The following is a 26,771-nucleotide window of genomic DNA, read 5'->3' as shown; positions in this document are numbered from 1 at the left end:
TTCTCCTCACTTGACGGTGCTGGACCGCTCGGCCGCGACGTAGTTGTCGGCGGCCCTGAAGACCTTGCCGCTGTCGGTACGCAGCACCTCGGTGAGAATGCCCGCGCTGTCCCGCCAGGTGTCGGCGATGATGTTGAACCGGTTGACGAACATCAGGCCGACGATGGGGATGCCCGCCATCGGGGCCAGGTTCCAGCCCTCGAAGCGGGGCGTCCACTGCTTGACGGTGTCCACGCCGGTGGCCGAGTCGTCCATGGTGCCAGCGAATTTCCGTACATATCCCGCCTCGACCTCATACCCGCCCGGGGCGCCGCCTGCGGAACCGCCGGCGTCCGGCGCTGGTGGAGGCGTTCGTACGGCCACCGCCGGCTGCGCGCGCAGGCCGGGTGGGAGGCAGGCGGGCGGCGGGCACGCGGGGGTGTGCGGGCACGGGCTCACCAGCGACGGCGTGCTGGCCGGGTAGGACTGATCATCGGTCGACACGCGCTCTTTTCTATACCAATGACCGGTTCAACCGACCGCCATCCGTGACCCGTTCCAGCGGTCAACGACGAATGTTCAGCCGCAGGTCACCCCTGCGCCACCTGCTTGTTGATCTTCGCCACCGGCCGGGGTTCTCTCCACCATGACGGCGAACCCGTCGAGGTGGCGGGCCAGGCTGTACTCGAACAGTCCGTCCAGGTCCGACACCGTCTCCTCGGCGATCGTGGCCAGCAACGGGAATCGTCCGCTGCCGAGGAGTTCGTCGGCCCGCGTCCGCTGGGCGAGCCACCACCGGGTGAGCGTCACACCGGTCTCCTGCTCCGCTTCCACCTCGTCGGCCATGGACAGGGCGACGGTGATGACCAGTGCGTGCAGCGTGAGCGCCTCTCGAATCCGGGTCGCCATGGGCAGCCCGAGCCCGTCGAGCGCGCGCAGGGTCCACTCGGTGTGGGCCATCATGTTGGGCACCAGCAACGGGCGGGTGAACGAGACGGCCCTGGGCAGCCAGAGGTGCCGCCGTACCAGCTCCCACTGCCGGCGGGAGATCAGCTCGAGCTTCGGCCGCCAACCCGGCGGCCCGGGGACGGGCAGCTCGGGCTCGCCGAAGACCTCGTCGACCATCTGCGTCACAAGCTCGTCCTTGTTCGCCACATGCCGGTACAGCGACATGGGACCGACGCCGAGCTCGGCCGCGAGCCGCCGCATGGACACGGCGGCGAGACCCTCGGCGTCGGCGATCGCGATGGCGGTGCGGAGCATGTGCTCGCGATCCAGGGCCTGCCTGAGGGCGCCGCCGACCGGCTGCGGGCGGACCGCGCGTGGGCCGACCGGTTGCGGCCGGCTCGCGCGTGGGTCGACCGGCTGCGGCCGGCTCGTGCGTGGGCTGACCACGGTGCCGGAGCCGACCTTCGCCTCGACCAGCCCTTCGTCGCGGAGGGTCGCCACCACCTTGGTCGCCGTGGCGACGGCGACGCCCCACCGCTGCGCGATCTGCCGGATGGAGGGCATGCGATCACCTGGCCGCAGGTCGCCGGCCAGGATCCGGGCCCGGAGCTCCGTGACGATCCGCTGATATGGCGGATCCGGCCGTTGCGCTGACGACGGCATGGGAGCCTCCCGATTCGCTGGTGCTGTGTCGATCACTTGCCCGCAAGTGTACTAGTCCGACTACTAGGACACTAGTGCACTTTCTGCACTAGAAATGCCGATATAACGCACTTTATGAAACGTGAGCCATACGCTGTACGCATGACACCAGATACGCCGTACGCACAAGTTCGGCAGGCGGGTGACCCGGACCGGAAGGCGGTGCTGGACGTCCTCACCGAGGCGTTCATGAACGACCCCCTCGTCTGCTGGCTCTTCCCCGAGGCGAACGACCGAGGTCGTCTCCAGGCGCACTTCTACCGCCCGCTGCTCGCCCATCCCGCCGGCGAGACCTATCTGATCGGCCGGGACGACGGCGCCTCGGTGTGGCTGGCACTGGCCGCGGGCCAGGCACCCCATGACGAGCACCCGGACCCGCCCGAGACGGACTCGGTCTTCGGCGAGCACGGCACGCGGTTGCGGACGCTGGGACAGGCGCTCGCGCGACGGCACCCCGACCACGAACCACACCTCTACCTCCCCTGCATGGGAGTGGTCGGCGGGCGGCAGGGCGCCGGACTCGGCTCGGCGATGTTGCGGCACCGGCTGGCGCGCGCGGACACCGACGGGCTCGCCGCGTACCTGGAGGCGAGCTCGCCCCGGAGCCGCGCCCTCTACCTGCGGCACGGCTTCGAGGATCTCGGCGCACCGGTGCGCGTGGCCGACAGCCCGCCCCTGTGGCCGATGTGGCGCCGACCGCGCCGATGACCACCGACACACTCAAGGAGACAACGACGATGACATCGAACCTCACCACTGCTGATCGGCGACCGCCGACGCTGGTGCTCGTCCACGGCACCAACTCCTCCTCGGCCTGGGCCTCCGGGCTGATGCGGGAGCTCACCCTGCGCGGGCACCGGAGCGTGGCCGTCGACCTTCCGGGGCACGGCGACGAAGCGTTCTACCCTCGTGCGTACCAGGCCCCGCAGGACCTCAAGGCGCTGGCGACCGAGCCGTCGCCCCTTGCCAAGATCACCATCGACGACTACGTGGATCGCGTCGTGGACGTGGTCCACCGCGCCCGCCGCCACGGACCGGTGATCCTCGCCGGCGCCAGCCAGGGCGGCGTCTCCGTGAGCATGGTCGGCAACGCCATCCCCGACCTGCTCGAACGAGTCGTCTACGTCGCCGCGTACTGCTGCGTCGACCTGCCGAACATGGCCGCCTATCTCACCGCACCGGAGAACGCCGACAGCCTCCTCCCCCTGATCGAGGCGGTGAAGGCCGCCGATCCGGCGATCCTGGGAGTGAACCGGGTCAACTGGCGCTCGGCCGACCCGGCCGTGTTCCACGCCGTCAAGGAGTGCCTCGCCGGCGACTTCACCGACGAGGCGGTGGGCCGGCTGCTCAACATGCTGGAGCCGGACGAGACCGCCGCCATCCCCGTCACCGAGGCCCGGGGCGAGGCGGCGACCTGGGGCCGGATCCCCCGGACGTACGTGCGCTTCACCCTCGACCGGCTGATTCCGCCGGCACTGCAGGACCGCTTCATCAACGAGGCCGACCGCCTCACGCCCGGCAACCCGACCGACGTACGCAGCGTCGCCGCCCCCCATGTCGGCCCCTTCGACCACCCCGACCTGGTGGACGTCTTCACCGACCTGCTCAGCCGCTGACATACGGCGACCGGCCTGCACCCTGACGAAAGTCGGGGGCGATCCATCCCGATCGTCCGCTGCGTGCCCCTTATACCGACTTCTAACGTTCGTCCCATGCGAATGAAGATCTTGGTGCGGATACGGAGGGTCACGGCAATCGGCGTGCTGCTCGCGATGGGGGCGGCACCGGCGAGCGCCCTGGCGGCGGCGCCGGTGGCCGGCGGGCTGAGCGCGAGCGCGGTCGACCACTACGTACGCGACTACATCGAGCGGACCCAGTTGCCCGGCGCCCTGGTCGCGGTCACCAAGGGCGACCAGGTCGTGCACGCCGCCGGTTACGGACACACGGCCGGTGGCCAGGCGATCACGAAGGACACGCCGATGCCGCTCGCCTCGATCTCCAAGTCGTTCACGGCCCTGGCGGTGCTGCGGCTCGCCGACCAGGGCACGATCGACCTGGACGCGCCCGTACAGAACTATCTGCCCGAGTTCACCATGGCCGACCAGCGCGCCGGGAAGATCACCGTACGGCAGCTGCTCCACCAGACCTCGGGGATGAGCGACCGGACGTTCCCCGAGTTGACGCTCCCCGCGCCGGACACGCTCAAGGACGCCGTCGCGATGCTGCGGACCGCCCCGCTCGCCACCGCGCCGGGCACCAAGATGATGTACCACAACCCCAACTACGCCGTCGCGGCGCGGCTGGTCGAGGTGGTGGCCGGGGTGCCGTTCGACGACCACCTGGCCGCCACCGTGTTCGGTCCGCTCGGTATGACGTCCACCAGGACCGTGAACACCACCATGGACGTCCCCGGCGCGGGCGAGGGTTACATCCGCGCGTACGGCCAGGTCATCAAGCGCTCCCACCCGAAGTGGTTCGTCAACGGCTCGTACGGCGTCATCAGCACCGCCGACGACATGACCAAGTGGCTGATCGCCCAGAACGGCGCCGGCCACGTCTTCCCCCAGAAGACCGTCAAGACCGCCCAGACCTCGTCCGGCGTGGGCGGCAGCACCTACGGCATGGGCTGGACGACGGGGAAGACCCCCGGCGGAGCACCCCAGCTCCGGCACACCGGCTGGCTGCTCACCCACAACTCCGCGCAAACCGTCCTGCCCACCGGCGGGTACGGCATCGCCGTCGTCACCAACACCGGGATGACCTCCGGTGACGACGCGGTCCTCATCACCGACGGCCTGATCGACCTCATCGAGGGCCGCCCCGACGCGGCCGCCGTCCCGTTCACCATGACCGCGGACCCCTGGCTGGCCGCTCTGACCCTGCTCAACCTCGGGCTCGGCTTCCTGGGCGTCTACCACGCCCGCCGCTGGGCCCGCCGCCGCACGGGCCACGCCACGTGGCGCCTGATCATACGACTTCTCCCCTACGCGCTGCCGGTCGCGCTCTTCGCCGGCCTCGCCGACCTGATCGGCCTGCTGATGGGCCGCGTGGGCACCCTGGACCAGATCACCTACATCTGGCTCGCCCTGTACTTCTGGACCGGCACCGCCGCCCTGGCCGCCGCCGCCACCGTCATCTCCCGCCTCGCCCACACCGTCCTCTCTCCCGCACCATCGCGCGACGGGTCATCACCCACCTCGGTACGCGGCGGCTAAGCGAGCAGGCCCGCGAAACGCTTTGCCCGGTCCGGACATTTCCACTTATGACATCAACTGTCGGAAGGAATTGTTGCGTGGGACCCCCCGATGCCAGGCTTCGTTTCGAAGAGATCTACCTGGCCCACTACCAGGCCATTTCCACCTACGTGACCCGCCGCGCCTCCGCACCGGACGAGATCGCGGACGTGATCGCCGAGACGTTCCTGACCGCCTGGCGGCGGCTCGCCGACATGCCCGCAGGTGACGAGGCCAGGCTGTGGCTGTACGGCGTGGCCAGACGCGTCTTGGCCAACCACCATCGCGCGGAGTCCCGGCGGAACGCCCTGGCGCTGCGCCTCAGGGAGGACCTGACCCAGTGGGCGGAATCCGTCATCGAGCAGCCGCACAGCGAGGCCAGGGAGGCGTTCTCGCGGCTGTCGGACGACGACAGGGAGCTGCTGTCGCTGGTCGGCTGGGAGGGCCTGGGCACCGCCGAGATCTCGAAGGTGCTGGGGTGCTCGCGCGGCGCCGTACGCATCCGCCTGCACCGCGCACGCAAGCGGCTCGCCGCCGAGCTCGCCGCCGCCGAGCTGGATCTCACCAGGTACGGAGCCCGTGCCGTCGCCCTTGCCGAGGAGAGCACATGACCAACGACCTTGACCGCATCGTCACGGCCATCGCTCCCGACCCAGGCCCTGGCACGGTGCCGGGCGCACGGGACCTGATGAACGAGATCATGGACACCGAGCCCACGCCCCTTCTCACACCCGTCCACCGCCGCAGCAGGAGCCTCCGGATCGCGCTCCCCGCCATCGCACTGCTCGCCGCCACGGTGACCGTGCTGAGCTGGACGTCGGGGCTACCCGGCTTCAACCCCGAGCCGGTGGCCGCGCTGGACATCGAGCAGAAGGACGGCTACTACCTCGTCCAGGTGAAGGACATCCACGCCGATCCGGAGAACTACGAGGCGCAGCTCGAAGCGGTCGGCCTGGACATCTCGCTGCGTGTCATCCCGGCCACGCCGGGGCTCGTCGGCATGGTCCTGCCCACTGACGGCGGGCCGGTCGTCGATCAGATCAAGACGATCGATCGGCCCGGATCCTGTGACAAGGCCGGCGGTTGCCCGATCGGGATCAAGATTCCCGTGGGCTTCACCGGGTCGGCGTCCATCTCACTGGGGCGCGAAGCCAGGCCGGGCGAGGAGTATCAGTCCATCACCTCCATCTCCGCCCTCGGCGAGCCACTGCACTGCGTCCCGCACCTCAACAAGACCGTGGCCGAGGTGCGAGCGCTGCTCAAGGAGCGGGGCATCAGCATCCAGGAGTTCACCGTGGACGATCCCCGGCGCACGGACCCCCTGGATGGCGAGGTGATCTCCTCCGTCCCCGACTCCTGGTATGTCACCGGCGGCTCTCTCCTCATGCCCGGCAAGGCCACGATCGACGTCTTCTCCTCGCCGATGCCGTCCGACCAGGTGGAGAACGTGCGAAAGGCCACCGGCTGCCCCACCCTGTGACAGTCCGGGCCCGCATGTGGGGCGTCATCGGTGGCACGTCGGGAGGAGAGTCAGCTGGTTGTAAGTGATCCGCAAGGTCTCCAGGCTGAAATAAGTGCCATGACAAACCCGAATAAAACCGGCGCTTTCGCGCGCACAGGCCGCCGTATTGCCGCAGTCACCGTGATCGCCGTCGCATCCCTGGCCATCATCGGCAGCACGGCACAGGCCAAGCCCAAGGACGAGTACTACCCCTGCTGGGTCGAAGGCCACGGCTGGATGCACTGCAAGGACGTTGGCTAAAGGCCGTCATATTCCGCTCGGTGCAGGACTCGACATGGTGCGGCCGACCATGACGACCCGTCACCGCGCCCGAGTACAAGCGGACAGGCACGACCTACTTGGGTAGGTCGTGGCTGTCCGCCCCACCCTGTGACCATCCGGGCCCGCCCTCTTTCCGAGGTACGGCGAAGGCCTACGGTGCGGGGGTCGTGTTGTCGCCGACCGGGCCGGTGTAGACGAGCTTCGTGGACTCCGCGGGCACGATGATGTCGGCCACCTCCACCACCAGCTCCCCCGCGAAGTACGAGCGCTCGACGACCGTCACGATCGACCCCGCGCCGATGCTGAGCGTCCGCGCCTCGCTCGGTGACGCCGGGCGTGCCCACACCTCTTCGTCCCAGGCGTCCACCAGCACGCCGATGGCGGCCATGCGCTGCGTGACGCCCTGGCCCGCGTGCGGGCCGGCCTCCGGGAACGCGATCGGCGTGCCCTTCGTGATGCTCAACGGCTCCCAGCTCGTCGCGAGCATCCACGGGCCTTCGTCGTCAGAGGCGTACGTGTAGCCGGTACGCATCACGTCGTGGCGTCTGCCGTCCGGGGCGGGCAGGCCCAGGCGTTCACGTATCTCTGCGGGGGCCTGCATGGTGTCCGAGCAGTACTCCCAGGCGCCGCGCCGACCCTGCTCCTCCATCTGCCGAGCGAATGGCGAGCCGCCCTGCCGTTCCCGGAACCAGCTGCGCACCAGCCTGCGACGTTGCGTGCGCTCCCGTACGAACATGCCCGCACCTGGCCTGCTCGTCAAAAGGCCCTCGCGGACAAGCAGTTTCGAGGCTTCAGAGATCACGCCCAGCGCGGCGTCGTACTCGGTGGCCAGCTCGCGACGGGCAGGCAGGCGTGTCCCTGGTGGCAGGTCGCCCGAGACGATACGGGCTCGTAGGGCGGCAGCTATTCGTACATACAGCGGCTGATCCACCTGTACACCTTGACGGGCTACACATACAGCCAGCAAGCGGCTCAGCGGGCCCATGCCGTCGTCGCCAAGCATCTGCCGCATCGGGTTCACGACGCCGCTGATCTGGTGCGGGAGCTCTTCACATGCGCACTGGCGAAGTCCAGTCCCGCCGGGCACCTGAACCTGATCACCGTGGTACACCCGAACACTGCTCGCTTCGAGGTCCACTACTCCAGCGACCTGAACGCCCAAGACCCACTGACGGCACATCAGTCGGTTTCCGCGCTCGCCGACGCGAGCGGGCCGCGGCCGACCAGGAACGGCCGGATGATCTACGCCGAGCTGTGGGACTACGCACCATGAGCGACCACACCACAATCCCGTACGTGACCGCGTTCGCGAACGAGCTCATCGCCGAGCCCATCCAGTTCGAGCAGATCGAGCGGAATCTCCTTCAGCTGACCTACCGGACGCCGAGCCCCACCGACTGGGTGAACGGCATCCTCCGCGCCCGCGTACCGGACCTGCGCGACCAGCCCGACCAGCGCGGCCCCGAACGCATGGGGAAGCTCAACACCCTGCGCCAGTGGCACGCCATGGACAAACTGCTGTGCCAGGTGTGCGCCGAGCCCGCCGCCAACGTCAGAACCGGCCGCATCCCGTGGCTCCTCACAGAGACGGTGTTCCAGCGCACCGGCTACGACAGCGGCCACACCGACACCCCACCCACCTGCCCCGATTGCGTGGACGACGCGCTCAAACAGTGCCCGGCACTACGAGCCGGCGCGGCCCTGTACACGGTCGCCACCGCTCTCACCGCCGGCGTGCTCGCCGACCTGTACCGCCCCGCCCGCGACCTCATGCCCGTCCTGTACGGCCACAACGTGTTCGTTCCCTGGCATACCGGCCCGGCCGCACATCACCGCGGCGGCCTGGCGACTCGCCAGGTGGTCCACCTCCATGGCATGAAGGCCGTGATCTAAGACAGCCCGGCTACCGTGCGCTCCGGTCGACGCAGAGCTACGGGAGTCAGGTGTTCAACGTGGTCCCGCCCTCCGCAGCGGGGATCGTCACTGGCTGATGACGGCGATCAGCAGCCGCTTGATCACGCCGTCCGGTCCTCGAGTGCGGCCTCTGTAGCCCTGGACAGGGGATGCTCCGCTCCGAGTTTGGCTCGTTTCAGGCGCAGCACCTCGCGAAACTCGACGTTGGCCGCCTCCAGCCGGCCCGACGAGCGCAACACGGCGGCCAGACCGTGCCGGATGATCAAAGTGTTGGGGTGGGCTTCGCCGTAGACTCCCGACGCTATGGCGAGCAGGTCTCGCAGCTCGGACTCGGCTTGGGCGAGATCGCCTCTTTGATGCATGGTCTCCGCGAGCTCGAATCGGATGTCCAGTGTGGTGAGTTCCGCCTCGGAGTGCGCTTGCCGCCAGTCGGACAGAACCTGGCGATATATGGCTTCGGCCTCGTCGAAGTCAGACCGCAGTCGGAGGCAGACGCCGAGGTTCAGCGCGGTGGCTATCGTGTCGGAATGCAGCTCGCCGAGCACCCGACGGTCGTCGTCCAACAGGGCTCGCAACTCGGACTCCGCGACAGCCACCTGCCCACCCTCTCGGAGGGTACGGCCAAGGTTCAGCCGGATGCTGAGAACTGTCGGGTGATCGCTGCCCAGGGAGGCGTCGGCGGTGGCCACAAGCGCGCGAAGCATGGCTTGTGCTCGCGTATTGTCTCCGCCGTCTCTTATTGCCCGCGCCAGGTTGTTGCTGATCGACAGGGCTTCGGAGCTGCCCGCACCCATGGCTCTTTGGGCCACATCGAGGAGCAACTGGTAGTCAATGGACGCCTGCATATATTGACCGGCCATGTATCTGTACCAGGTCGACCTCTCCGCCACCCTCAGGAAGGCGCTGACGATAACGGTGTCGTGGATGTCTAGCTCCGCCATCAGTTCGAGAGGAGCTGTGCAGTGGCTTGCCAGGATGGACCACCGGGGCCAATGGTGGGCATCATCGGGGTCGAGCTCCCCCGTCACACTGTCTGTCGTCGTGGCGAGAACAGCCAGATAGAGCTGCAGCACACCCTGGCCATACATGTTCTGGCGGGTAACGGTGCGCACGAGCGGATGCATGGTCAATCGAGAGTTCCACTCTCCCGCATCCTCGGCGTGCTCTGGTGTTCGCGGAGAAATCTCCAGCGAGATCAATCCCAGGCCCTCGAGCGCTCGCAGTGAGCTACCTATTCGCTGTGCCGTCGGCTCGGGGAACAACGTGGTTCCAGCCAGTACTTCCGGCCTGATGATGGCTCGGTACGGAACGGGGGACACGCCGCAGCAGGAAAGCAGTCGGAGCAGCGGCCGAGCAAGATCATGACCTTGACGCTCAAGCAGGTCGAGCGAGATCTCCCATGTCGTGGTAAGTGCGCGTCTACTGCTGGCCGACTGCCCCGCACCCTCTGCAGGCATGTCCAAATGTCCTACTCGTCTATCGAAGTTGACCCGATATGCAGTGAAAGATTCAAGTGCGTTCTCTCCGGGGAAGGGGTCTGTCGCAGCTGCCGCGAGGTAGCGGCCTGCCAACTCCAGGGCCAACGGCAACCCTCCTAAGGCAGCGGACAGGGATATCGCCTCTTGTTCGCCGCCTGCATGAGGAGCGAGGTCCACGAGAATCTGTGCGCCTACGTCAGGGGCGAGCGGCGGGACGTGGCACATGCGGATCCATGACGCCCAGCGTTCTGGCCTGCCGTTACGGCTGGAGATGATGACACCGTTCCGGTGGGCGGCCGGCGGTCGCAGCCACTCGGTGCCCTCTTGAACGCCTCGGCTGGAGCTTCCGAGGGCAGCCGGATCGTCCGCGTTGTCTATGACGAGCAGCCAGGAATGATCCAGGGAGTCGAGGTACCGCCACAGGACGTCAGAAGGATGCGCGTGATCGAAATCTTCGTCTCGCGCACCAAGGGAGAAGGCGAGCGCATACAGCGCCGATCGCATGCCTTCCGCCTCATCTGCGGGAATCCACCACACCTTGACGTGGTGTCGGATCGCCCGATGAGCGATCTCCAGAGCCAGGGCGGTCTTGCCGACGCCACCGAGGCCGTAAAGAACTGTCACACGCGACTCGGAGACCCCGCCCGGTTGCGGCGTGCCGATGATGCCGCTCGCGTATTCCAGAAGTTCGGCGCGGCCGCGTAGGGCATGCGAGGCGATCTTGAGTTGCGGAACGGCGATCGGCGGTGCTATGGCGGCCACGGAACGCGCCTGTGCGGCTCCGATGAAAATGTTGTACTGAATGCCGGATTGCTGCGCCGCCTGTTGAGCTCGGTCCAGCGCGTGCGCGGATTGGACATGCGGCTCTTCGTCACGATTGCCTTCGATCCGCATTTCTGGCATTCACTGTCCAGGAGAGTCTTTTACGGAGTCGAATGATCGGCCGACGGCGTCCAGATATATTGGGCTTTGAAGCATGTGCACAGATGCCTTCGTAAGCTTGTCAACCACCGTCGAGTACGCCTGAACAAGTTCAGCGTCCTCCACGAGACGCGCTTCCTGCAAAGAGCCAGAATGGATATCGTAGATTAGGGCGATCACGCGTTCATGGTCGAAAAATACGAAATCAGAGATGCCGGTTTCGTCGAGAAGTCGGCGGACGTCGGAAGCATCGACGAAACGGATGTCTTCGCCACACTCGATGTCTGCCAGGTAGGCCGCGAACTCGTAATGCAGCAGGTAGGAGCTCAGCGGTAGCTCGCATACACGTATGCGAGTCATGGAAATCCCATGCTCGGCGGCGTGATCATACAGCTCCTGCTGACTCATGACCATCTTACGCACGAGCGTCGCCGCGCGGCCGTAGTCGCCGCTCTTGAATGCGTCGTAACCGGCAAATCCCGACTCATCATATTCTTGCAGGATCTCAATCTTCACCCAGCGTTTTCGCAGACCCTTGAAGAACATCATGAAATCGTCTACGCCGCCCGCCGTCGTACTCAATCGGCGGTATTTAGTGGGTGGATATAGCGCCATAAATGCCGCCCTTTTTGATCGCAATCTTGACGTGGGCCATTTATGCGCCACCACAGCACAATATTACATCGACGCAAACAGCTGCAGCTTGGCAAAGACCCAGGGTCAGGCCTACTCCAGCGGAATGTCTTTGCGCGCTTTTACGAGCACATGCCGGGGAAGTACTACGATGCCTTCGCCGGGATCGAGGAACGCGTCCGATGGCAGGTGCGGACGCAACTGCTCGGTCTGCTCAACGCCGATGATCGCGAAATCGCCCGAGTCGAGCTCCCAGATATCGGGGCAGCTGTTGGCGGCGGCGCTCCCGTTTCCCGTGTCTTCGTGTGGATGTGGACCGATACGTCTCTTGAACATGACCCTCCGATCTCACGTGATGTGAACAGCTTTCACATTAACATGAAAGCGCTATCCGAGAAAGTTATAGAACTCTGCTGAATTTCGGCGAACTGCGAGACCTGTTAGGGCATGCGCTGATATTGGACCTTATGTGCCGACAGGCGCCATACGGTCCACAAGGGGCGATACTTCGAGCGCGCCCAGAACGGAGCGCACAACGGGTTCATGACAGCATGATGCAGGAGGATGGTTGTGTGGCCGGCGGCGGCCAGGACCGCGTGCACATGGGCAATCAGGTGACGGCCAATTCCCTTGTCACGCTGGCCGCCTCGTATCCCGAAGGCGGATATGTAGACCGGATCGTCCCGCTTCACATAGCAGCCGATGGCGTTGCAGTATCCGGGCAGGTCAACCATGCACAGCCCTACGGGGTCGCCTCGCCACTCCGCCACCCAGACGGCCCGCTCGGGCCTGGCAAGCAGATCGAGTGTCGCCCGTCGCAACATTGCCGAGGTCTGGCCCCGGTCGTAGCAGACACCTATCTGAGCGTCATAGGCGATCACCTCATGCCATAGGGAAATGACATCTTCCGCACAGGCGACTGTGGCGGTTCCTATCTTCAGCTCGTCATATTGCAACGATGGCGGGAGATCGGGTCTGCGGTCACGGACTGCGACCACTGTGTGCGGATGGAATCCGTGGCGCTGAAGAGTTGGAATGGCCCACACGTCCCGGCTGGGCAACATAAGATAGATTGCAGCTGTCGATAATCGCTGAATAAGCTCCCGGCCAACAGTTTCGCGCCACCATTGGAGTGACTTGTCCAGTTCGTGCGCTGAACTGTCGACGACCACTGGCACAAGCGCGGCGGTGGATGGCTCACGCCATATCGATCCAAGGTCGGTGTCTGCTAGATGATTGGTGCGGAAAAGCCATCCACCCGCGTGATCGGGAGCCACCAGGAAGTCATATTCACCACGCTCACGGACAGTGGTGACGTCAGGCAGGAGAGCATCCAGTGAATGCCATCTACGGGTCGTGCTGTCGATCAGTAGTTTGTGGTCAGTTATTGTGATCACCTACTACTTTGACATCACGGCCAAATAATCGCGGGAGCGCGATATTGCGTGCCGACAAGGCTGCCTACTCACTCGTCATACGGAAGGTGTTGGTCTGCGACCCGCGCCCCTGCACTGCCTGCTGTGCGTGGTCAGCGGCCAAGGCGGTGACGGCTATGGCGGAGTGGGGTGCGGCTTGAGTTGCCGCATATTCCAAGAATGCGCGTACGTCGCAGATCAGATCATGGTCCTGCCGTAATACCTTGCTGATTCTGTCACGCAACATCGCTTGAATATCAGCGTCGTCAGGGTGATCAGCCAAATCCCGAATGGGTTCGGGGACATCCTGTTCGCTTCGCGTTCCGAAGATCCGCTGGAGCATCTTGCGTCCCCACGCCACGCCGGCCTCGGCGCTGTCATCTCGGGCCTTTTCCAGCACCGCTGCACCGTACGCCGCAACTGCCGCTGTGACGTAGGGCGACAGCTCGCCGACCAGCTGCGTTATATCCTCGGCCATGTCTCTCCTTGCGGCTCGACAGGTCAGATGACGCGACTACGGTCAGCATCAATGTAGCTGCCGATCTGTTATCAGTCACGGTCGGATTAGAAAATTCTGGATATCCCTGCTGCTTCAACCTGAAAAATCAGCGAATACCTTTCATATCGAGTTAAGCGTGTTGCTGCAGAGACGCATCAGGAGAGCCGCACCTCGTGGGATTGACCAGGCGATCGTCGCCGGTCGAGACCGGTCTGAAACGAGTCGTCGATCTGCTGCCCACAGAGTTGACCGGGCGGTAGCCGGCTTCCGGGTCGTCCGGCGACCCGGAGAATCACGAGGCGCGACTCGAAGCGGTCGGCCTCGGAAGCGGGGCCATGTGACACCGGGAACGGGCGGGCGGGACGGCCGGGGGGTGGCGCGCCGACTGGCGCCCGTGCAACACTCACTGTTATAGAACTCCTTAAAGAGTTATAGAACGAGGTGAGTGTGGGATGCGAGACATGTCGCCATGGCGTGAGCCCGTGACAACGATGGGCGAGCCGCGGGCGCTGGGCCGGTTCGGCGAGTACGGCGGGCGGTATGCGCCGGAGTCGCTGGTGGAGGCGTGCCGTGAGGTGGAGGAGGCGTTCCGGGAGGCGTGGGCGGATCCGGGGTTCCGCGGCACCCTGGCGGAGCTGCTCGCCCTGCACGCCGGACGTCCGACCCCGCTCACACCGGCCCGGCGGCTGTCGGGAGAGCTGGGCGTGCGGCTGTACCTCAAGCGCGAGGACCTGACCCACACCGGATCTCACAAGATCAACAATGTGCTGGGCCAGGCCCTGCTCGCCGCGCGGATGGGACGGCGCAGGCTGATCGCCGAGACGGGGGCGGGCCAGCACGGGGTGGCCACCGCGACCGCCGCCGCGCTGCTCGGGCTGGAGGCCACGGTGTTCATGGGCGAGCGCGACATCGAGCGGCAGGAGCTGAACGTCTTCCGGATGCGCATGCTGGGCGCCGAGGTGGTCCCGGTGACCACGGGCAGCCGTACGCTCAAGGACGCGACCAGCGAGGCCATGCGGCACTGGGTGGGCGTCACCGGCGACACCCACTACTGCGTCGGCTCGGTCGTCGGGCCGGATCCGTACCCGTGGATGGTCAGGGAGTTCCAGCGGGTCATCGGCGACGAGGCCCGCGCGCAGTGCGCCGCCGCGCTGCCTACCGGCGTGCCGGACCAGGTGGTCGCGTGCGTGGGCGGCGGCTCCAACGCGGCCGGCACGTTCGCCGGATTCGCCGACACCCAGGCGCGCCTGGTCGGTGTGGAGGCGGCGGGCGGCGCCGGGGCGGCCCGCGGCCGGCTGGGCGTCCTGCACGGCTGCCGCTCGCTCTTCTTGCAGGACGACGACGGGCAGATCACCCAGGCGCACTCCATCGCCCCCGGGCTCGACTACCCGGGAGTCGGCCCGGAGCACGCCCACCTGCGCGACCTCGGCCGGGCCCGGTACGTCACGGTGACCGACGACGAGGCGGTCGGCGCGGCGATCCGGCTGGCGCGTACCGAGGGCATCGTCCCGGCGCTCGAATCGGCGCACGCGCTGGCCTGGGTGATCCGGGCTGCCGACGCCGGCGAGCTGCCCGCCGGATCGACGGTCCTGATGACGCTGTCCGGCCGGGGCGACAAGGACATCTCCACGCTGAAGGAGCTGCTGTGACACACCTCACCCTGACCCCGGGCCCGGTCGAACGCCACCTGCGTGCCCGCCGGGACACCGGCCGCGGCCTGCTCATGCCGTACGTCACCGGGGGGATCACGCCCGGCTGGACGGACTACCTGCGGGCGTTCGCCGCCGCCGGCGCGGACGCCATCGAGGTCGGCCTGCCCTTCTCCGACCCCACGCTGGACGGCGTCACCATCCAGCAGGCCAGTGACACGGCGCTGGCCCGGGGGGCGAGCACGCGCCGGATCCTCGCCGACCTGTCCGGCCTGCCGGACCTGGGCGTGCCGCTGGTCGTCAGCACCTACTACAACCTGGTGCTGCACGACGGGGGCGAGGCGTTCTGCGCCGCGCTGCGCCGGGCCGGCGTCACCGGTCTGATCGTGCCCGACCTGCCGATGCACGAGGCGGACGAGCTGACGGACGTGGCCGCCGCCGCCGGGATCGAACTGGTCCTGCTGGCCTCGCCGGCGACGCCGGAGCCGAGGCTGGCGGAGATCTCGCGCCGCAGCCGCGGCTTCGTCTACGCGGTGTCGCTGATGGGCACCACCGGCGAGCGGGCCGCCCTCGGCGCCTCGGCGGCGGAGCTCACCACGCGGATCAGACGGGGCACCGACCGGCCGGTCTTGCTAGGATTTGGCATTTCCACGCCTGACCAGGCGCGGGAGGCCGGCAGGCACGCCGACGGCGTGGTGGTCGGCGCCGCGGTCATGCGGCGGGTGCTCGACGGGGCGGGGCCGGACGACCTGCGGGCCTTTCTCGCGACCTTGCGGCAGGCCCTCGACCAGGAGTGACCGACCACGATGCCCCCCGACGCCGGACACGAGGCGAGATACCGCGCCATCGCCGCCGATCTCGCCGCGAAGATCCGGTCGGGACACCACGCCCCCGGCGAGGCGCTGCCCTCGCAGCGGGAGCTGGCCGCCTCCTACGGGGTGACTCTCATGACACTGCGCCAGGCGCTGCGGGAGCTCAGCGACGAGAAGCTGATCGTGCAGCGGCCCGGCAAAGGCACGTACGTGGCCCCGCCCCACCTGGCCTACCAGCTCGGCTCACTCCGCAGCCTGGCCGACGATCTGCGTGAGCAGGGCCACGACGTGCGCACCGTGGTGGCCGGGCGGGCGCTGCGCCGGGCCCCCGCCTCGATCGCGGCCGAGCTGCGGCTGCGGCCCGGCGACACCGCCCTGCGGCTGGAGCGGGTCCGCGAGTTCGCCGGCCGTCCCGCCGTGCACCAGGTGTCCTGGGTACGCCGGCCGGTGGCCGAGCAGATCCGCGACCGCGACTTCACCGCCGTCTCCCTCTACGCGGCCCTCGCCGACGCGGGCGTGGCGGTCGCCCGGGCGTCCGAGGTGGTCCGGCCCGGCCTGCTCGACCCCGCCGCCGCCCGCCACCTCCACGAGCCGCCGGGCAGCCCCGTGCTCGTCAGCACCCGGATCACCTATACGCCCGACGCCGTCCCGGTGGTGTCGGACCATGCCACCATCCTGGGCACCATGATGGAGATCCGCACCGAACGCGCCGCCACCGGCCTGTCCCTGTCCTGGCGCGCCACCAGCTAGTCGTGATCATGTCGCTCTCTCGGGCCCGCCCGGTCCGCGAACCCGGGCGATCAGCGTGGGTCGCGCCGGACCTCACATGCCCGCGCGGTGGGCCTCGCTCAGCTCGATGATCTGAACGTAGTTGCCGTCCGGGTCCATGGCGGTGGCGAACAGGCTGCCGTCGCGGTCCTCCAGCTCCGCCACCCAGGTCACCCCGAGGTCGCTCATCCGCGCGACCACGGCACGGGCGTCCGGCACCTCGAAGTTGACGACCATCCTGCCGGGCTCCGGATTCTTGTCCCCGATGTCCGCCCGGGTGTCGATGAACAGGTGGAAGTCCCCGAACCTGAGCACCCCGTAAGACTCGACATCGGTCTCCTCCGCCGGCTCCAGCGCGGTGACGTACCAGGTACGCAGGCGCTTGGGGTCGGTGCTGGCGAGGAGCATGCTGCCCAGAACTGACCGTCTCATACCGTTCCTCCTGTGGGTGTCGACGTGCTGTCCACCATGGAGACCCGGCGCCCGGCCGAAACTCATCGCGGCGTGCCCGGCACAGTGCCGGACACGCCGCGTCACAGGTACGGGGTCAGCCTCTGGTGAGGGTCAGCCCGTAGGTGGAGAGGATCTCGTTGACCGGCTGGTGGTACGTCGTACCGCCGACGGTGCAGTTGCCCGAGCCGCCGGAGGTGACGCCCTGGGCCTGGCTGCCCGAGATGAACGAGCCGCCGGAGTCGCCCGGCTGCGCGCACGCGCTGGTCCGGGTGAGGCCGGTGACCCTGCCCTGCGAGTAGGTCACGGTGGCGTTGTGCTGCTGGATGGTGCCGCAACGCCAGCCGGTGGTGGAGCCGGAGCGGCAGATGGACGAGCCGACCGACGCCTGCGTGGAGCCGGTGACGGTCACCCGGGAGCTGCCGGAGCCGCGTACGTACGGGGTGGGGTTGTTGCCGGGGGCGGCGACCCAGGCGTAGTCGTTGCCCGGGAACGAGGAGCCCTGGAAGGTGCCCGTCGGGTTGGTGGTCCGCGCGCCCTGCGTGCCGCAGTGACCTGCGGTGACGAAGCCGGGGGTGCTGCCGCGCGTCACGGAGAAGCCGACGCTGCACCGGCTGCTGCCGATGTAGAACGGCGAGCCGCCGATGATGTCGATGTACGGCTTGGGGGTCTCGGTGGTCGCGGCCGTCTTGACCGCGCTCTTGTCGACGCCCGCCGCGGCGACCAGCGCGTCGGCGGCCTCCTGGGTGGCGGCGAGGACGGTGACGCTGTTGGTCGCCACGTCGACGTACCACAGCGTGGCGCCCTGGGTCTTCTCCGCCGCCTGGTCGAGCTGCGCCACGACGCCGTCGAGCTGGGCGAGCGTACGGGACACGACGACCGGCTCGGCGCCCTGGGACTTGATGGCGTCCGTGGTGGCGGCGTCGGTGGTGGCCACCATGAGCTTGGAGGCGTCGGCGTTCAGCCACGCTCCGCCGTAGGACTTGCCTAAGGAGGAGGTCAGGCTGGCCTCGGTGGCGGCGGCGCGCCGCTCGTTGTCGAGCCGGGTGATGGCCTGCTGCTCGGTGAGTCCGAGGTCGCGTTCGAGCGCGTCGATCACCGCGGGTGGGGTGGACGGGTCCGCCGAGGGGGCCGGTTCGGCCATGGCGGCGTGGAGAGGAGTTGCGAGGCAGGCCACGATGGTGGCTCCTACCAGGGCACAGCGTTTACCTAACATGTGCACTCCTTGAGGGGGGTGCTGTCAAGTTAACGGCTGGTACGGGACCTGACAGGTCCCCAAATGACCCCTATTTCGGTCTTATGGTCGTACGGCGAACTCCGCTGCGGCGCCCCCGAAACTAGCCGTGCAGGCAGACCTCGAACATGGCGGTCAGGCGATCGACGTCCGCCGGGGTGGGCGGCTCGGGGCCGAACGTCCGGCGCATGCTGCCGATGCCGAGGTAGAGCATCGTGACCATCCGGGCACGGGCGCGGGCCTCGGGGGCGTCGCCCAGGATCTCCGCGATCGGCTCGATGAAGGCCGTCCGCAGGCGTTCGCGTACCAGAGCCTTGACCTCGGGGTCCTGGGAGGAGTGTTCGAGCGAGCGCAGGATGCGGCTCTTCGGGTCGTGGGTCATGCGCTTGGCCGCGTAGACCGCCAGGCGTCTGGCCAGGCCCTCGGCGTCGCCGTCGAGGATGCGGCGGATCGTGGGCTCGCCCTGCAGGACCTCACTGAACAGCCCTGCCTTGGAGCCGAAGTAGCGGCCCACCAGAGCGACGTTGGCCTCCGCCTCGGCGGCGATCATGCGCACCGTCACGTGCTCGTAGCCGTGCTCGGCGAACAGCGTCCTGCCCGCGGCCAGCAGTCGCTGCCGGGTGGCCTCACGGTCTCGCGGTCTGACCGCCTCCTCGAGCTGGGTGTCCATGCCCGGGATCGCCTTGCCGTTCATGTGAGGAATATATCTACTTGCCGCGCGGCTAGTAAACGGACGTATACTCCAAAGGCATATCAGTACAAGAGGGGATGTGGTGTCGCGGTGGCGCAGGCACAGACCGCAACCGCCACAGCACGGCAGTACACACATCGCGAGATCCTCAAGGTCATGGCGGGCCTCATGCTCGCCATGCTCACCTCGATGCTCTCGACGTCCGTGGTGGGCACGGCACTGCCGACGATCGTGGGAGAGCTCGGCGGGCAGGAGCAGTACCCGTGGGTGGCGTCGGCGACCATGCTGACGATGACGGTGTCCACGCCGCTGTGGGGCAAACTTTCGGATGTGTTCGGCAGGAAACTGCTGTTCCAGACCGCTCTGGCGCTGTACGTCGGGGCCTCGCTGCTCGCCGGCCTGTCGCAGGACATGGGCCAGCTCATCGCCGCCCGCGCCGTACAGGGGCTCGGGGTGGGTGGCCTGTCGGCCCTCGCCCAGGTGATCCTCGGCGACATCGTCTCGCCGCGCGAGCGCGGCCGCTACTCCGGCTACATGGGCGCTGTCTTCGGCGTCGCCACCGTCATCGGGCCGCTGCTCGGCGGGTTCCTCGTCGACGCCGACTGGCTCGGCTGGCGCTGGTGCTTCTACGTGGGCGTGCCGCTCGCGATCGTCGCCGCCGTGGTGATCCAGCGGGTGCTCAAACTGCCCGTCGTCAAGCGGGACACCACGATCGACATCTGGGGCGCCACCGCCATCACGACCAGCGCGAGCGCCCTGATGCTGCTGCTGACCCTCGGCGGGCAGCAGTTCGCGTGGAACTCCCCCTGGACTTACTTCCTCGGCGCGCTCACCCTGCTGTCGCTGGCCCTGGCCGTGCTGGCCGAGCGCACCTCCGGCAACCCGATCCTGCCGCCCCGCCTGTTCCGCAACCGCACCTTCCTGCTCACCGCCTCCGCGTCCCTGTTCGTGGGCGTCGCGATGTTCGGCGCGCTGATCTACATGCCGCAGTACCTGCAGATCGTCAAGGGGATGAGTCCCACTAAGTCGGGACTCATGACGCTGCCCATGGTGGTGGCCATGCTCATGGCGAGCATCAGCTCCGGCAAGATCGTCACCAGGACCGGGAAGTGGAAGGCGTACCCGGTGGTGGGGCTGGCGCTCGTGGCCGTCGGCCTGTTCCTGCTGTCCCAGCTGCACGTGGACTCGACCGAGTTGCTCATCGGGTTCGACCTGGGCGTTCTGGGCCTGGGGCTCGGCCTGACCATGCAGATGCTGATCCTCGCCGCGCAGAACGGCTCCGAGGTGCGCGACATGGCCTCCACCACCTCAGGCGTGTCGTTCTTCCGGGCGCTCGGCGGGGCCATGGGGGTGGCCGCGTTCGGCGCGATCCTCAACAGCCGGCTCACCACCGAGATGACCGAGCTGGCCCGGGCCGCGCACCTCACCCTGCCCAGCGGCGCCGTCTCCCTCGGCAGTCCCGAAGAGATCCAGCAGTTGCCGGTGGCCGTCAAGAACATCGTGCTGGAGTCGTTCACCCGCGGGCTGGAGACCGTCTTCCTGGTGGGCGTGCCGATCGCGGTGCTCGGCTTCCTGGCGGTGCTCTTCCTCAAGGAACTGCCGTTGCGCGGCAACACGGAGGCCGCTCCGGCCTCCCCACCGGCATCGTCGTCCCCCTCGTCCTCACCCTCGCCCTCGTCCTCACCCTCGCCCTCGCCCTCGCTCTCGCTCAGCAAGCAGGACCTGGTCCTGGCCGGGCTGCTGCTCGAACTCGTCGCCCAGCGCGTCGACCGGGCCACCGACCGGCCGTCGGCGCTGGTCACCGCCGTGGCCAGGATGGCCCCGCCCGACGATCGGCCCGAGCGCGAGCGTGCCAGATCGGTGGCGCAGGACGTGCTGCGTCCCACCTCCCGCGCGCTGATCGAACAGGCCGTGCCACCTCAGAAAGACCTCGTGACCGGAGGAATCCCCCGATGATTCGCACCTTCATGGGCGCTGTCATGGCCGGCCTGGCCTTCATGGCCGGGCTGTGGTTGATGATCGCGCCGTTCGCGCTGGGTGCCCAGCCGGAGAACGCCTCCTGGACTGGCGCCACCACGTCGCAGTTCTTCACCGGGCTCGGCGTGGCCGTCGTCGCGCTCGCCGGGGTGGCCGCCTTCGTCGCCGCCATTCGCGACGAGCTGGTCGCCCGCGGGCTGGTGGAGGTACGCAAGCCGGAGCCCATCCCCGTTCCCGTCGCCGCCCCCGTGGAGACGTCCTCCTCCGAGCTGGCCACGCTGCTCGCCCCGCTCGTCGAGGCGCTGCGCGAAGACCTGAGCCACCGCCCCGGCCGCCAGAACGGCTCGGGCCCGCTGGTCAAATCGGAGGAGAACCTGTGATGAAGGCTCGGCTCGGCGTCTGCGCCCTCGTCCTGTTGTTCCTGGCCGGCCTCTGGCTGGTCGCCTCGCCGTTCGTGGTCGGCTACCAGCCTGCGGGCGCCCCCTACACGGCCGCGACGGTCAACAGCCTGTGGCTGGGCGGCGGGCTGGCCGGACTCTCGTTCATCACCCTCGTGCTCTACGCGGCCGACGCACTCCGCGAGCTCACCACCCGGGCCGAACACCCCACCGACGCCTGACGCCTGACAGCGAAACGCCATGCCGTACGGGGCCCATAACAGCTTGACCTGGAAAGACGTGGCATATGGTGGCCAGATGAAACGTGCTGCCGCCATGGCGTTCGTGGTGCTCGCGTCCGTTTCGTGCGGCGGGCAGGAACCGGCCGCGTCCTCGGAGCAGAGCCCGCCAGCCTCGCCCACCATGCCCGCCACACCCACCGCGTCCACTCCCATGCCTTCCCCGACCCGGACGGAACCGCCCGAGTTCAAGGCCAAGGTGACCAAGGTCGCCCGAGACCGCCTGCCCTACTCCTGGCGCGAGGGCTGCCCGGTCCACTACCGCGACCTGCGGCTGATCACCCTGAGCTACTGGGGCTTCGACGACAAGCCCCACACCGGCGAACTCGTCGTCCGCAAGACCGTCACCGACGACATCGTCCAGGTCTTCGGAAAGCTGTACGACTGGCGCTGGCCGATCCGGCAGATGAAACTGGTCGACGCCTACAAGGCCGACGACTTCGACTCGATCGAGGCCGACAACACCTCAGCCTTCAACTGCCGCCGCGCCACCGGCTCGAGCAACTGGTCCAACCACGCCTACGGCCAGGCGATCGACATCAACCCCCGCGAGAACCCGTACGTCACCGCAGCCGGCGGCACCGCCCACAAGAACGCCAAGAAGTACACCGAACGCCCCATGAAGGGCAAGGGCGTGATCAACCCAGGAGACCGGGTAGTACGCGCCTTTCGCCAGGTCGGCTGGGAATGGGGCGGCGACTGGGCAGGCACCAAGGACTACCAACACTTCAGCAAGGGCGGTGGCTGACACCTGCGTCCGTGATCGTCCAAGGTCATTGTTAGCGACTGCGTTAGCAAGGTTGGGGTAACCGCGCATATGCTAGCGTTTTAGATTGATCAGTGGGCCTAGTGTCATGGCGGCAGCATGGCGAACTCGGATGCCACGGCAGTTCCATCGCTGCCCTGGAGGTTCAGCACTCGCACCCTTGACCTTGATGAGGCTAGCGAGCAGGGCACCCAGACGTACTATCCGCTTCGCATGGATATTCTTCGCGGAGCCGAACAATTCAGGATGTCGATCGACGCCATGCAGCTCGGGCCGATCCTGGTTGGAGACTGTCAGTTCGACGCAGACATCAAGATGGACTTCGCCGAGCTTCGCAAGTTCTATCACCTCAACATTCCGCTGTCGGGCTACCTGAGCTCCAAGAATTTGGGGAACGAGATCACGGCAACCCCGAAACGTGCTGTGTTGTACGGGCCGACCGGGGATGTGCAGCTGAGCCGATGGAGCGCGCGTAGCCGTATCCTGTGTATCAAGATCAGGCGCGAGGCGCTGGAGGCGGAACTGGAACGCCTTCTGCAAAGGCCCATTCGCTCACCGATCGATCTCGCCCCCTCGATGGATCTGACCCATGGCTATGGGCGAATTCTGCGGGACCTGGCGTGCATGCTCGCCGGGCAGATCGGGCGCGAGGAGCCCCTGACGAGGCAGGAGATCATCGGCGCGCCACTATGGCACAGCATGCTCACCCATCTGCTGGCATCGGCAGATCACCACTACCGGGAGGAACTGCTCAGCCCCGGGTTGCCATGCCGACCCTCGGCGCTCAAACGAGCCATCGAAGCGATGCGGGCATCACCGGAGACCCCGTTCACTGCGGCAGAGCTCGCCGAAATCGCAGGTGTCAGTATCCGCACACTGCAAGCGGCATTCCAGACTCACCTGAACTTGTCGCCGATGGCTTACCTGCGGGACTTGCGCCTAGAGCAGGTACACGCGGAACTTGTCGCGTCAGAGCCGTCCTACACCAGCGTCACCAAAGTAGCGTATCGGTGGGGCTTCACCCATTTGGGGCGATTCGCCACCGCTTACAGTAAGAAGTACGGAGTTCGCCCTTTCGAGACTCTGCGGTCAGTCAAATGACTGGCAGCAGGACGGCCAGCGTCGAGGGGCGGCTTTGTAGGTGCCATCGCCTGATGGGAGGTAGCCGCCACACCGTTCTGGCAAAGGGCGGATTCCTGGCCTACTTGGGATCGTGTGGCTGATCTGGGGGCAGCCACCCCACCCACCTTCCGCCATGCACCACATCGTTCCGCCCTACTGGCTTGCGTAAATCGGCCATCCGCTGCGCAAATGGGATCGCGGGCGACATGCTGTCGGCCTTATTATTCATGATGAACGACCTGGATCGGGTCGCCGGAAATACATGGCCTGACAAGGCACTCCGCTGACATAGGCGCAGTCAAAGATGGTGGGCGCACCAGCTGAATGTGTGATTGTAGGGAGCTATATGACGGCGAAGAAATCACCGGTCGGCACCCAGGGGCGGACTGTCCGATTAATGCGGCGTTTGAGTACGTGGGCCGGATTTCATCGTGCTGCGCGCCGCCCAGATCCGCCGCTCGCTGGGCGCTCCCCCAGAGGGCAAGGCGTCGAAGAGGACGTGGGGCAAAGCCGGGCGACTGGCAGGTTCTTGACGTTGAACATGGCCGCAATCCTGTTATGCACCATTGTTAGCACCGGTTCCGCCATCTGGTCAGCTCATGAGGCTCGCATGGCCAACGAACGGGAAGGCAGGAACGTCAGCACGGCGGCCATCACTCAACCTATGATCAACAAAGGTGCTTGTGCCTCAGTCGAGAGAGGCAAGGAGTTCGCTCTGTCAGGAACCGCGAAGATGGCTTACGGTTCGGTTCTTTGGGAGATCACCCAGCCTCCCGACAACAGTATGTACGCCGGTTCGGTGGCGAATCCTCAGAGTCCGAACGGCAACTGGACCATCAAAATCCCGTCCATAGGTGCTGAAGGCGACGCCCGCAAGGTATTCCAAATCCTTGTGGTTAGCGCGACGCCGAACGCCGCGAAGGTACTCCGCGCCGCCGCGACGGCTAATCCCTACAAGGCCCTCAAACGGATCCCCGACGGCGTTGACATTCTCGACCAAATATGCGTTGAGCGATCGACCTAAGGACCATTTACCGTTATGCCTCCGCAGTGGCGCCCTGATCAAGCACTTCATGACGAGTGAGAACACGATCGTCCAGGGCCGTCCACAGCCGTCCAGGGTCGTGGTTGGCATCCGCGTCAGCAGATCGCGCAGATGATGTCGGGTCAGGCCTGAGGCTGAGCGTCCCGTACCCGGTCGCGTACCACCGCAGCGCCCAGCACGCGGTCATGAAGAACACGGCCTTCGGGATCGAGGAGCATCCACAGCCCATCCGCGAGGAGACACCACAACCCGACGTCGGGGACGACGACGAGGAGGGGAAAGAGCAGCGTGCGGAGCGCGGCCCTGCCGGCGCCCAGCCGTCCGCCCGTGTGCGCGGCGACGACGCGAATGCCCAGCAGTCGCTTGCCAAGCGTCCGCCCCCACAGGGAGTGCTGCACCCAGAGGTAGAGGAACAGCCCGGCCAGGATGGCCAGTTCTGCGGGCTTCACGCTGCTCCGGAACACGTACGCGTCGGCCCGCTCCATGAGTCCGGCTCCCGTTTGGGTCTTGAAATCGAGGCCGATCAAGGGCCACGCCGCACCCGCAACAGCACTGATGACCGCGACAACGATCAAATAGTCGACCAGGGCCGCCGCCGGACGGCGCCACAACGTCTCGGCCGGTGACTCGCCCGGCTCCCCCGCGGTGACGGACCGTATCGCCCCCGACGCGGCGAACACCAGCGCCGCGGCCACCAGGAGACACATCTGGGTGGCCCCCCAACCACCGGCCGCCCCTTCGAACCAGTCGGCGCTGAACAGCGGGATCGTTTCGCCGCAGATTCTCCGATCGCTGTACAACGAGGCAAGCGGTTCGATGACCGCGATCAGGACGAGGAGCCCCGCTACCCGTCGGCCCGTGCCCCCGGGATCTCTGCGGCCCAGACACGCGAGGAGGCCGAGAAGGACGACGAGTGCTGGAACCGCCCACTCCACCGTGATCTCCATGACCGCTTCGAGATCACGACGCAGCGGGGCAAGCGGTGACAGCGTCGATCCACCCCTGTTGTACAGGCACATGAGCCGGTAGATGTCGAACCCGTCATCGCTCCGGATGAACTCCACCGGCTCGAGTCGCTCGCGCCGCAGCTCCCAGGTCGGGAAGGCGGCGATGGCCGCAGCCGCTACCCACGCCGACAGCGCTGGCCGCGACAACCGGGGTAGCTGCGGCACAGTGATCCTTTCGCCCTGGAAGGGTCACCTTACGATGCCTCGGCACCCAACACAGACGCGACAGCCGGGCCTGGCGCCGCACCACACCACACCGGAGAAGGAACAGAGCCGGTTTCCCACCGGACTACAACGCGGCCTTTTCGGTCAGCGCTCGCCGTGCAGGATCTCCATCGCCTGGCGGACTCGAAGCTTGCGCAACCACGCTTTGCCTGTCTTCTATTTACGTCGCCAAAATGGCCGCCACCGGTTTGATGTCATCCGCGAGCAACCCGAGAAGCCCGGTGGCCCGGTGGCCCGGTGGCAAGACCCGACGAAGTCGGGTCGCGGCGCGATCGCCCCGGCCCCTGAGGCGGGCAGCGTAGTGGGCGATCGTCACGGCCTTAGCCCACTTCGATGTGAACCCCGGTGAAGCGTTCCGGAGCAGATGGCTTGTGTAGCCGCTTACGAACCTGCCTGATACGTTTTGCGCCCCGTACTCTATCTTCGATCCCTAGCTGGATCCTGCGTTCAAGACGGTTCTGGACGATCTCTCCCAAGGGCGCGTCCCGAAGCTTCTTCCACGACTTCGGGCGCCTACTCAAGAGACGCACCTCTGCACCCTCTTCAGCGCTCTCGTCAACCGCTCCTGTGATCGTTTCCAGGATCTGGCCGGCGCGCCGTCGATTGGCACGATGAGGAGCCTTCTTCCGCCGGGGGATGTTCTTGCGTGAACTCTTGTCATTCTCGCCATAAGCGTTACGCCGGTCTTTAGCGTAGCTGTACTTCTTCTTCTCCTGCGGAGTCTTACGCCTCACGACCAGCTCCCACGGTCGGCCTCATCTCTGATCAAAGTAGTCAGTCGAGTTCCCGTCGTCGAGTGAATATCACCCAGGTATGGCACGTCTACGTACACCTGAGCACGCCG

Annotated in this window: 30 protein-coding genes; 17 read left to right on the top strand and 13 right to left on the bottom strand. The window is 66.9% G+C overall.

Going from position 1 to position 26,771, the window contains the following annotated elements:
• Positions 1–6: 6 nt before the first annotated feature.
• Positions 7–483, bottom strand: a complete 477-nt coding sequence (locus OHA68_RS14480; RefSeq protein ID WP_189137389.1) for a hypothetical protein — start codon at positions 481–483, stop codon at positions 7–9.
• Positions 484–558: 75 nt separating this feature from the next.
• Positions 559–1,590: a GntR family transcriptional regulator gene (locus OHA68_RS14475; RefSeq protein ID WP_327108092.1), complete on the bottom strand. Its 1,032-nt coding sequence runs from the start codon at positions 1,588–1,590 to the stop codon at positions 559–561.
• Between the two features lie 141 nt (positions 1,591–1,731).
• Here OHA68_RS14475 and OHA68_RS14470 point away from each other — a divergent pair, with 141 nt between their 5' ends.
• From OHA68_RS14470 to OHA68_RS14445, 6 genes are all read left to right on the top strand, one after another.
• Positions 1,732–2,337, top strand: a complete 606-nt coding sequence (locus OHA68_RS14470) for a GNAT family N-acetyltransferase (protein WP_327108091.1) — start codon at positions 1,732–1,734, stop codon at positions 2,335–2,337.
• A gap of 29 nt (positions 2,338–2,366) precedes the next feature.
• On the top strand, positions 2,367–3,245 hold the full coding sequence (locus OHA68_RS14465) for an alpha/beta hydrolase (RefSeq protein ID WP_327108090.1): 879 nt from the start codon (positions 2,367–2,369) through the stop codon (positions 3,243–3,245).
• A 96-nt stretch (positions 3,246–3,341) separates the two neighbouring features.
• Entirely contained in the window at positions 3,342–4,844 is a 1,503-nt protein-coding gene (locus OHA68_RS14460; protein ID WP_327108089.1) for a serine hydrolase domain-containing protein, read from the top strand.
• Positions 4,845–4,921: 77 nt separating this feature from the next.
• Positions 4,922–5,473, top strand: a complete 552-nt coding sequence (locus tag OHA68_RS14455; RefSeq protein ID WP_327108088.1) for an RNA polymerase sigma factor — start codon at positions 4,922–4,924, stop codon at positions 5,471–5,473.
• Positions 5,470–6,342 carry a hypothetical protein gene (locus OHA68_RS14450; protein ID WP_327108087.1) on the top strand — a complete coding sequence of 291 codons (873 nt, stop codon included), beginning with the start codon at positions 5,470–5,472 and terminating at the stop codon, positions 6,340–6,342. Before OHA68_RS14455 ends, OHA68_RS14450 begins: the two co-directional genes overlap by 4 nt.
• A 99-nt stretch (positions 6,343–6,441) precedes the next feature.
• Positions 6,442–6,624: a hypothetical protein gene (locus tag OHA68_RS14445; protein ID WP_327108086.1), complete on the top strand. Its 183-nt coding sequence runs from the start codon at positions 6,442–6,444 to the stop codon at positions 6,622–6,624.
• Positions 6,625–6,796: 172 nt separating this feature from the next.
• Here the strand turns inward: OHA68_RS14445 and OHA68_RS14440 are convergent, their stop codons facing one another.
• Complete coding sequence (locus tag OHA68_RS14440) at positions 6,797–7,576, bottom strand: GntR family transcriptional regulator (RefSeq protein WP_327108085.1); 780 nt, start codon at positions 7,574–7,576, stop codon at positions 6,797–6,799.
• Positions 7,577–7,585: 9 nt separating this feature from the next.
• Between OHA68_RS14440 and OHA68_RS14435 the strand changes: the two genes are divergently transcribed.
• Together OHA68_RS14435 and OHA68_RS14430 are read left to right on the top strand one after the other, a co-directional pair.
• Positions 7,586–7,918, top strand: coding sequence for a hypothetical protein (locus tag OHA68_RS14435; protein ID WP_327108084.1), 333 nt, complete (start codon positions 7,586–7,588; stop codon positions 7,916–7,918).
• A gap of 23 nt (positions 7,919–7,941) precedes the next feature.
• Positions 7,942–8,538 (top strand): hypothetical protein, encoded by a 597-nt coding sequence (locus tag OHA68_RS14430; protein WP_327108083.1) that lies wholly within the window; start codon positions 7,942–7,944, stop codon positions 8,536–8,538.
• Between the two features lie 122 nt (positions 8,539–8,660).
• Here OHA68_RS14430 and OHA68_RS14425 read toward each other — a convergent pair whose 3' ends face one another.
• The 5 genes from OHA68_RS14425 to OHA68_RS14405 all read right to left on the bottom strand — a co-directional run bounded on the left by OHA68_RS14425 (position 8,661) and on the right by OHA68_RS14405 (position 13,484).
• Positions 8,661–10,931 carry a tetratricopeptide repeat protein gene (locus OHA68_RS14425; RefSeq protein WP_327108082.1) on the bottom strand — a complete coding sequence of 757 codons (2,271 nt, stop codon included), beginning with the start codon at positions 10,929–10,931 and terminating at the stop codon, positions 8,661–8,663.
• Between the two features lie 9 nt (positions 10,932–10,940).
• Positions 10,941–11,540, bottom strand: a complete 600-nt coding sequence (locus tag OHA68_RS14420; protein WP_327108081.1) for a DUF6879 family protein — start codon at positions 11,538–11,540, stop codon at positions 10,941–10,943.
• A 144-nt stretch (positions 11,541–11,684) separates the two neighbouring features.
• Entirely contained in the window at positions 11,685–11,927 is a 243-nt protein-coding gene (locus tag OHA68_RS14415; protein WP_327108080.1) for a hypothetical protein, read from the bottom strand.
• Between the two features lie 104 nt (positions 11,928–12,031).
• On the bottom strand, positions 12,032–12,988 hold the full coding sequence (locus OHA68_RS14410; protein ID WP_327108079.1) for a GNAT family N-acetyltransferase: 957 nt from the start codon (positions 12,986–12,988) through the stop codon (positions 12,032–12,034).
• 64 nt (positions 12,989–13,052) lie between these two features.
• Entirely contained in the window at positions 13,053–13,484 is a 432-nt protein-coding gene (locus OHA68_RS14405) for a hypothetical protein (RefSeq protein WP_327108078.1), read from the bottom strand.
• A 512-nt stretch (positions 13,485–13,996) separates the two neighbouring features.
• Between OHA68_RS14405 and trpB the strand changes: the two genes are divergently transcribed.
• Genes trpB through OHA68_RS14390 form a run of 3 tightly spaced genes read left to right on the top strand, consistent with a single transcriptional unit; the run spans position 13,997 to position 16,716 of the window.
• Positions 13,997–15,154 (top strand): tryptophan synthase subunit beta, encoded by a 1,158-nt coding sequence (gene trpB, locus OHA68_RS14400; protein ID WP_327109506.1) that lies wholly within the window; start codon positions 13,997–13,999, stop codon positions 15,152–15,154.
• The gene (gene trpA / locus OHA68_RS14395) at positions 15,151–15,951 is read left to right on the top strand and encodes a tryptophan synthase subunit alpha (RefSeq protein WP_327108077.1); all 801 of its coding nucleotides are present in this window, start codon (positions 15,151–15,153) and stop codon (positions 15,949–15,951) included. The genes trpB and trpA overlap by 4 nt, the downstream gene beginning before the upstream one ends.
• A 9-nt stretch (positions 15,952–15,960) precedes the next feature.
• Positions 15,961–16,716, top strand: coding sequence for a GntR family transcriptional regulator (locus tag OHA68_RS14390; RefSeq protein WP_327108076.1), 756 nt, complete (start codon positions 15,961–15,963; stop codon positions 16,714–16,716).
• Positions 16,717–16,788: 72 nt separating this feature from the next.
• On the opposite strand, the gene OHA68_RS14385 is transcribed toward OHA68_RS14390, so the two are convergent.
• The 3 genes from OHA68_RS14385 to OHA68_RS14375 form a co-directional block, all read right to left on the bottom strand.
• Entirely contained in the window at positions 16,789–17,166 is a 378-nt protein-coding gene (locus OHA68_RS14385) for a VOC family protein (RefSeq protein WP_327108075.1), read from the bottom strand.
• A gap of 115 nt (positions 17,167–17,281) precedes the next feature.
• Positions 17,282–18,400: a S1 family peptidase gene (locus tag OHA68_RS14380; protein ID WP_327108074.1), complete on the bottom strand. Its 1,119-nt coding sequence runs from the start codon at positions 18,398–18,400 to the stop codon at positions 17,282–17,284.
• Positions 18,401–18,521: 121 nt separating this feature from the next.
• Positions 18,522–19,112 carry a TetR/AcrR family transcriptional regulator gene (locus OHA68_RS14375; RefSeq protein ID WP_327108073.1) on the bottom strand — a complete coding sequence of 197 codons (591 nt, stop codon included), beginning with the start codon at positions 19,110–19,112 and terminating at the stop codon, positions 18,522–18,524.
• Positions 19,113–19,199: 87 nt separating this feature from the next.
• Between OHA68_RS14375 and OHA68_RS14370 the strand changes: the two genes are divergently transcribed.
• The 6 genes from OHA68_RS14370 to OHA68_RS14345 all read left to right on the top strand — a co-directional run bounded on the left by OHA68_RS14370 (position 19,200) and on the right by OHA68_RS14345 (position 24,674).
• On the top strand, positions 19,200–21,065 hold the full coding sequence (locus OHA68_RS14370) for an MDR family MFS transporter (RefSeq protein WP_327108072.1): 1,866 nt from the start codon (positions 19,200–19,202) through the stop codon (positions 21,063–21,065).
• The gene (locus OHA68_RS14365) at positions 21,062–21,466 is read left to right on the top strand and encodes a hypothetical protein (RefSeq protein ID WP_327108071.1); all 405 of its coding nucleotides are present in this window, start codon (positions 21,062–21,064) and stop codon (positions 21,464–21,466) included. Before OHA68_RS14370 ends, OHA68_RS14365 begins: the two co-directional genes overlap by 4 nt.
• Positions 21,466–21,705 (top strand): hypothetical protein, encoded by a 240-nt coding sequence (locus OHA68_RS14360; RefSeq protein WP_327108070.1) that lies wholly within the window; start codon positions 21,466–21,468, stop codon positions 21,703–21,705. The genes OHA68_RS14365 and OHA68_RS14360 overlap by 1 nt, the downstream gene beginning before the upstream one ends.
• A gap of 76 nt (positions 21,706–21,781) precedes the next feature.
• Positions 21,782–22,510, top strand: a complete 729-nt coding sequence (locus OHA68_RS14355) for a M15 family metallopeptidase (RefSeq protein ID WP_327108069.1) — start codon at positions 21,782–21,784, stop codon at positions 22,508–22,510.
• Positions 22,511–22,627: 117 nt separating this feature from the next.
• Complete coding sequence (locus OHA68_RS14350) at positions 22,628–23,629, top strand: AraC family transcriptional regulator (RefSeq protein ID WP_327108068.1); 1,002 nt, start codon at positions 22,628–22,630, stop codon at positions 23,627–23,629.
• 631 nt (positions 23,630–24,260) lie between these two features.
• Complete coding sequence (locus tag OHA68_RS14345; RefSeq protein ID WP_327108067.1) at positions 24,261–24,674, top strand: hypothetical protein; 414 nt, start codon at positions 24,261–24,263, stop codon at positions 24,672–24,674.
• A 143-nt stretch (positions 24,675–24,817) separates the two neighbouring features.
• Here OHA68_RS14345 and OHA68_RS14340 read toward each other — a convergent pair whose 3' ends face one another.
• Together OHA68_RS14340 and OHA68_RS14335 are read right to left on the bottom strand one after the other, a co-directional pair.
• Positions 24,818–25,867 (bottom strand): RDD family protein, encoded by a 1,050-nt coding sequence (locus OHA68_RS14340; protein ID WP_327108066.1) that lies wholly within the window; start codon positions 25,865–25,867, stop codon positions 24,818–24,820.
• A gap of 380 nt (positions 25,868–26,247) precedes the next feature.
• Entirely contained in the window at positions 26,248–26,661 is a 414-nt protein-coding gene (locus tag OHA68_RS14335) for a hypothetical protein (RefSeq protein ID WP_327108065.1), read from the bottom strand.
• Positions 26,662–26,771 lie beyond the last annotated feature (110 nt).

The organism is Nonomuraea glycinis, from assembly GCF_035920485.1.
In the GTDB taxonomy this organism is placed as follows: Bacteria; Actinomycetota; Actinomycetes; order Streptosporangiales; family Streptosporangiaceae; genus Nonomuraea; species Nonomuraea glycinis.
The sequence above is the reverse complement of the archived record's forward strand: the minus strand, read 5'-3'. Positions and strand labels throughout refer to the sequence as shown.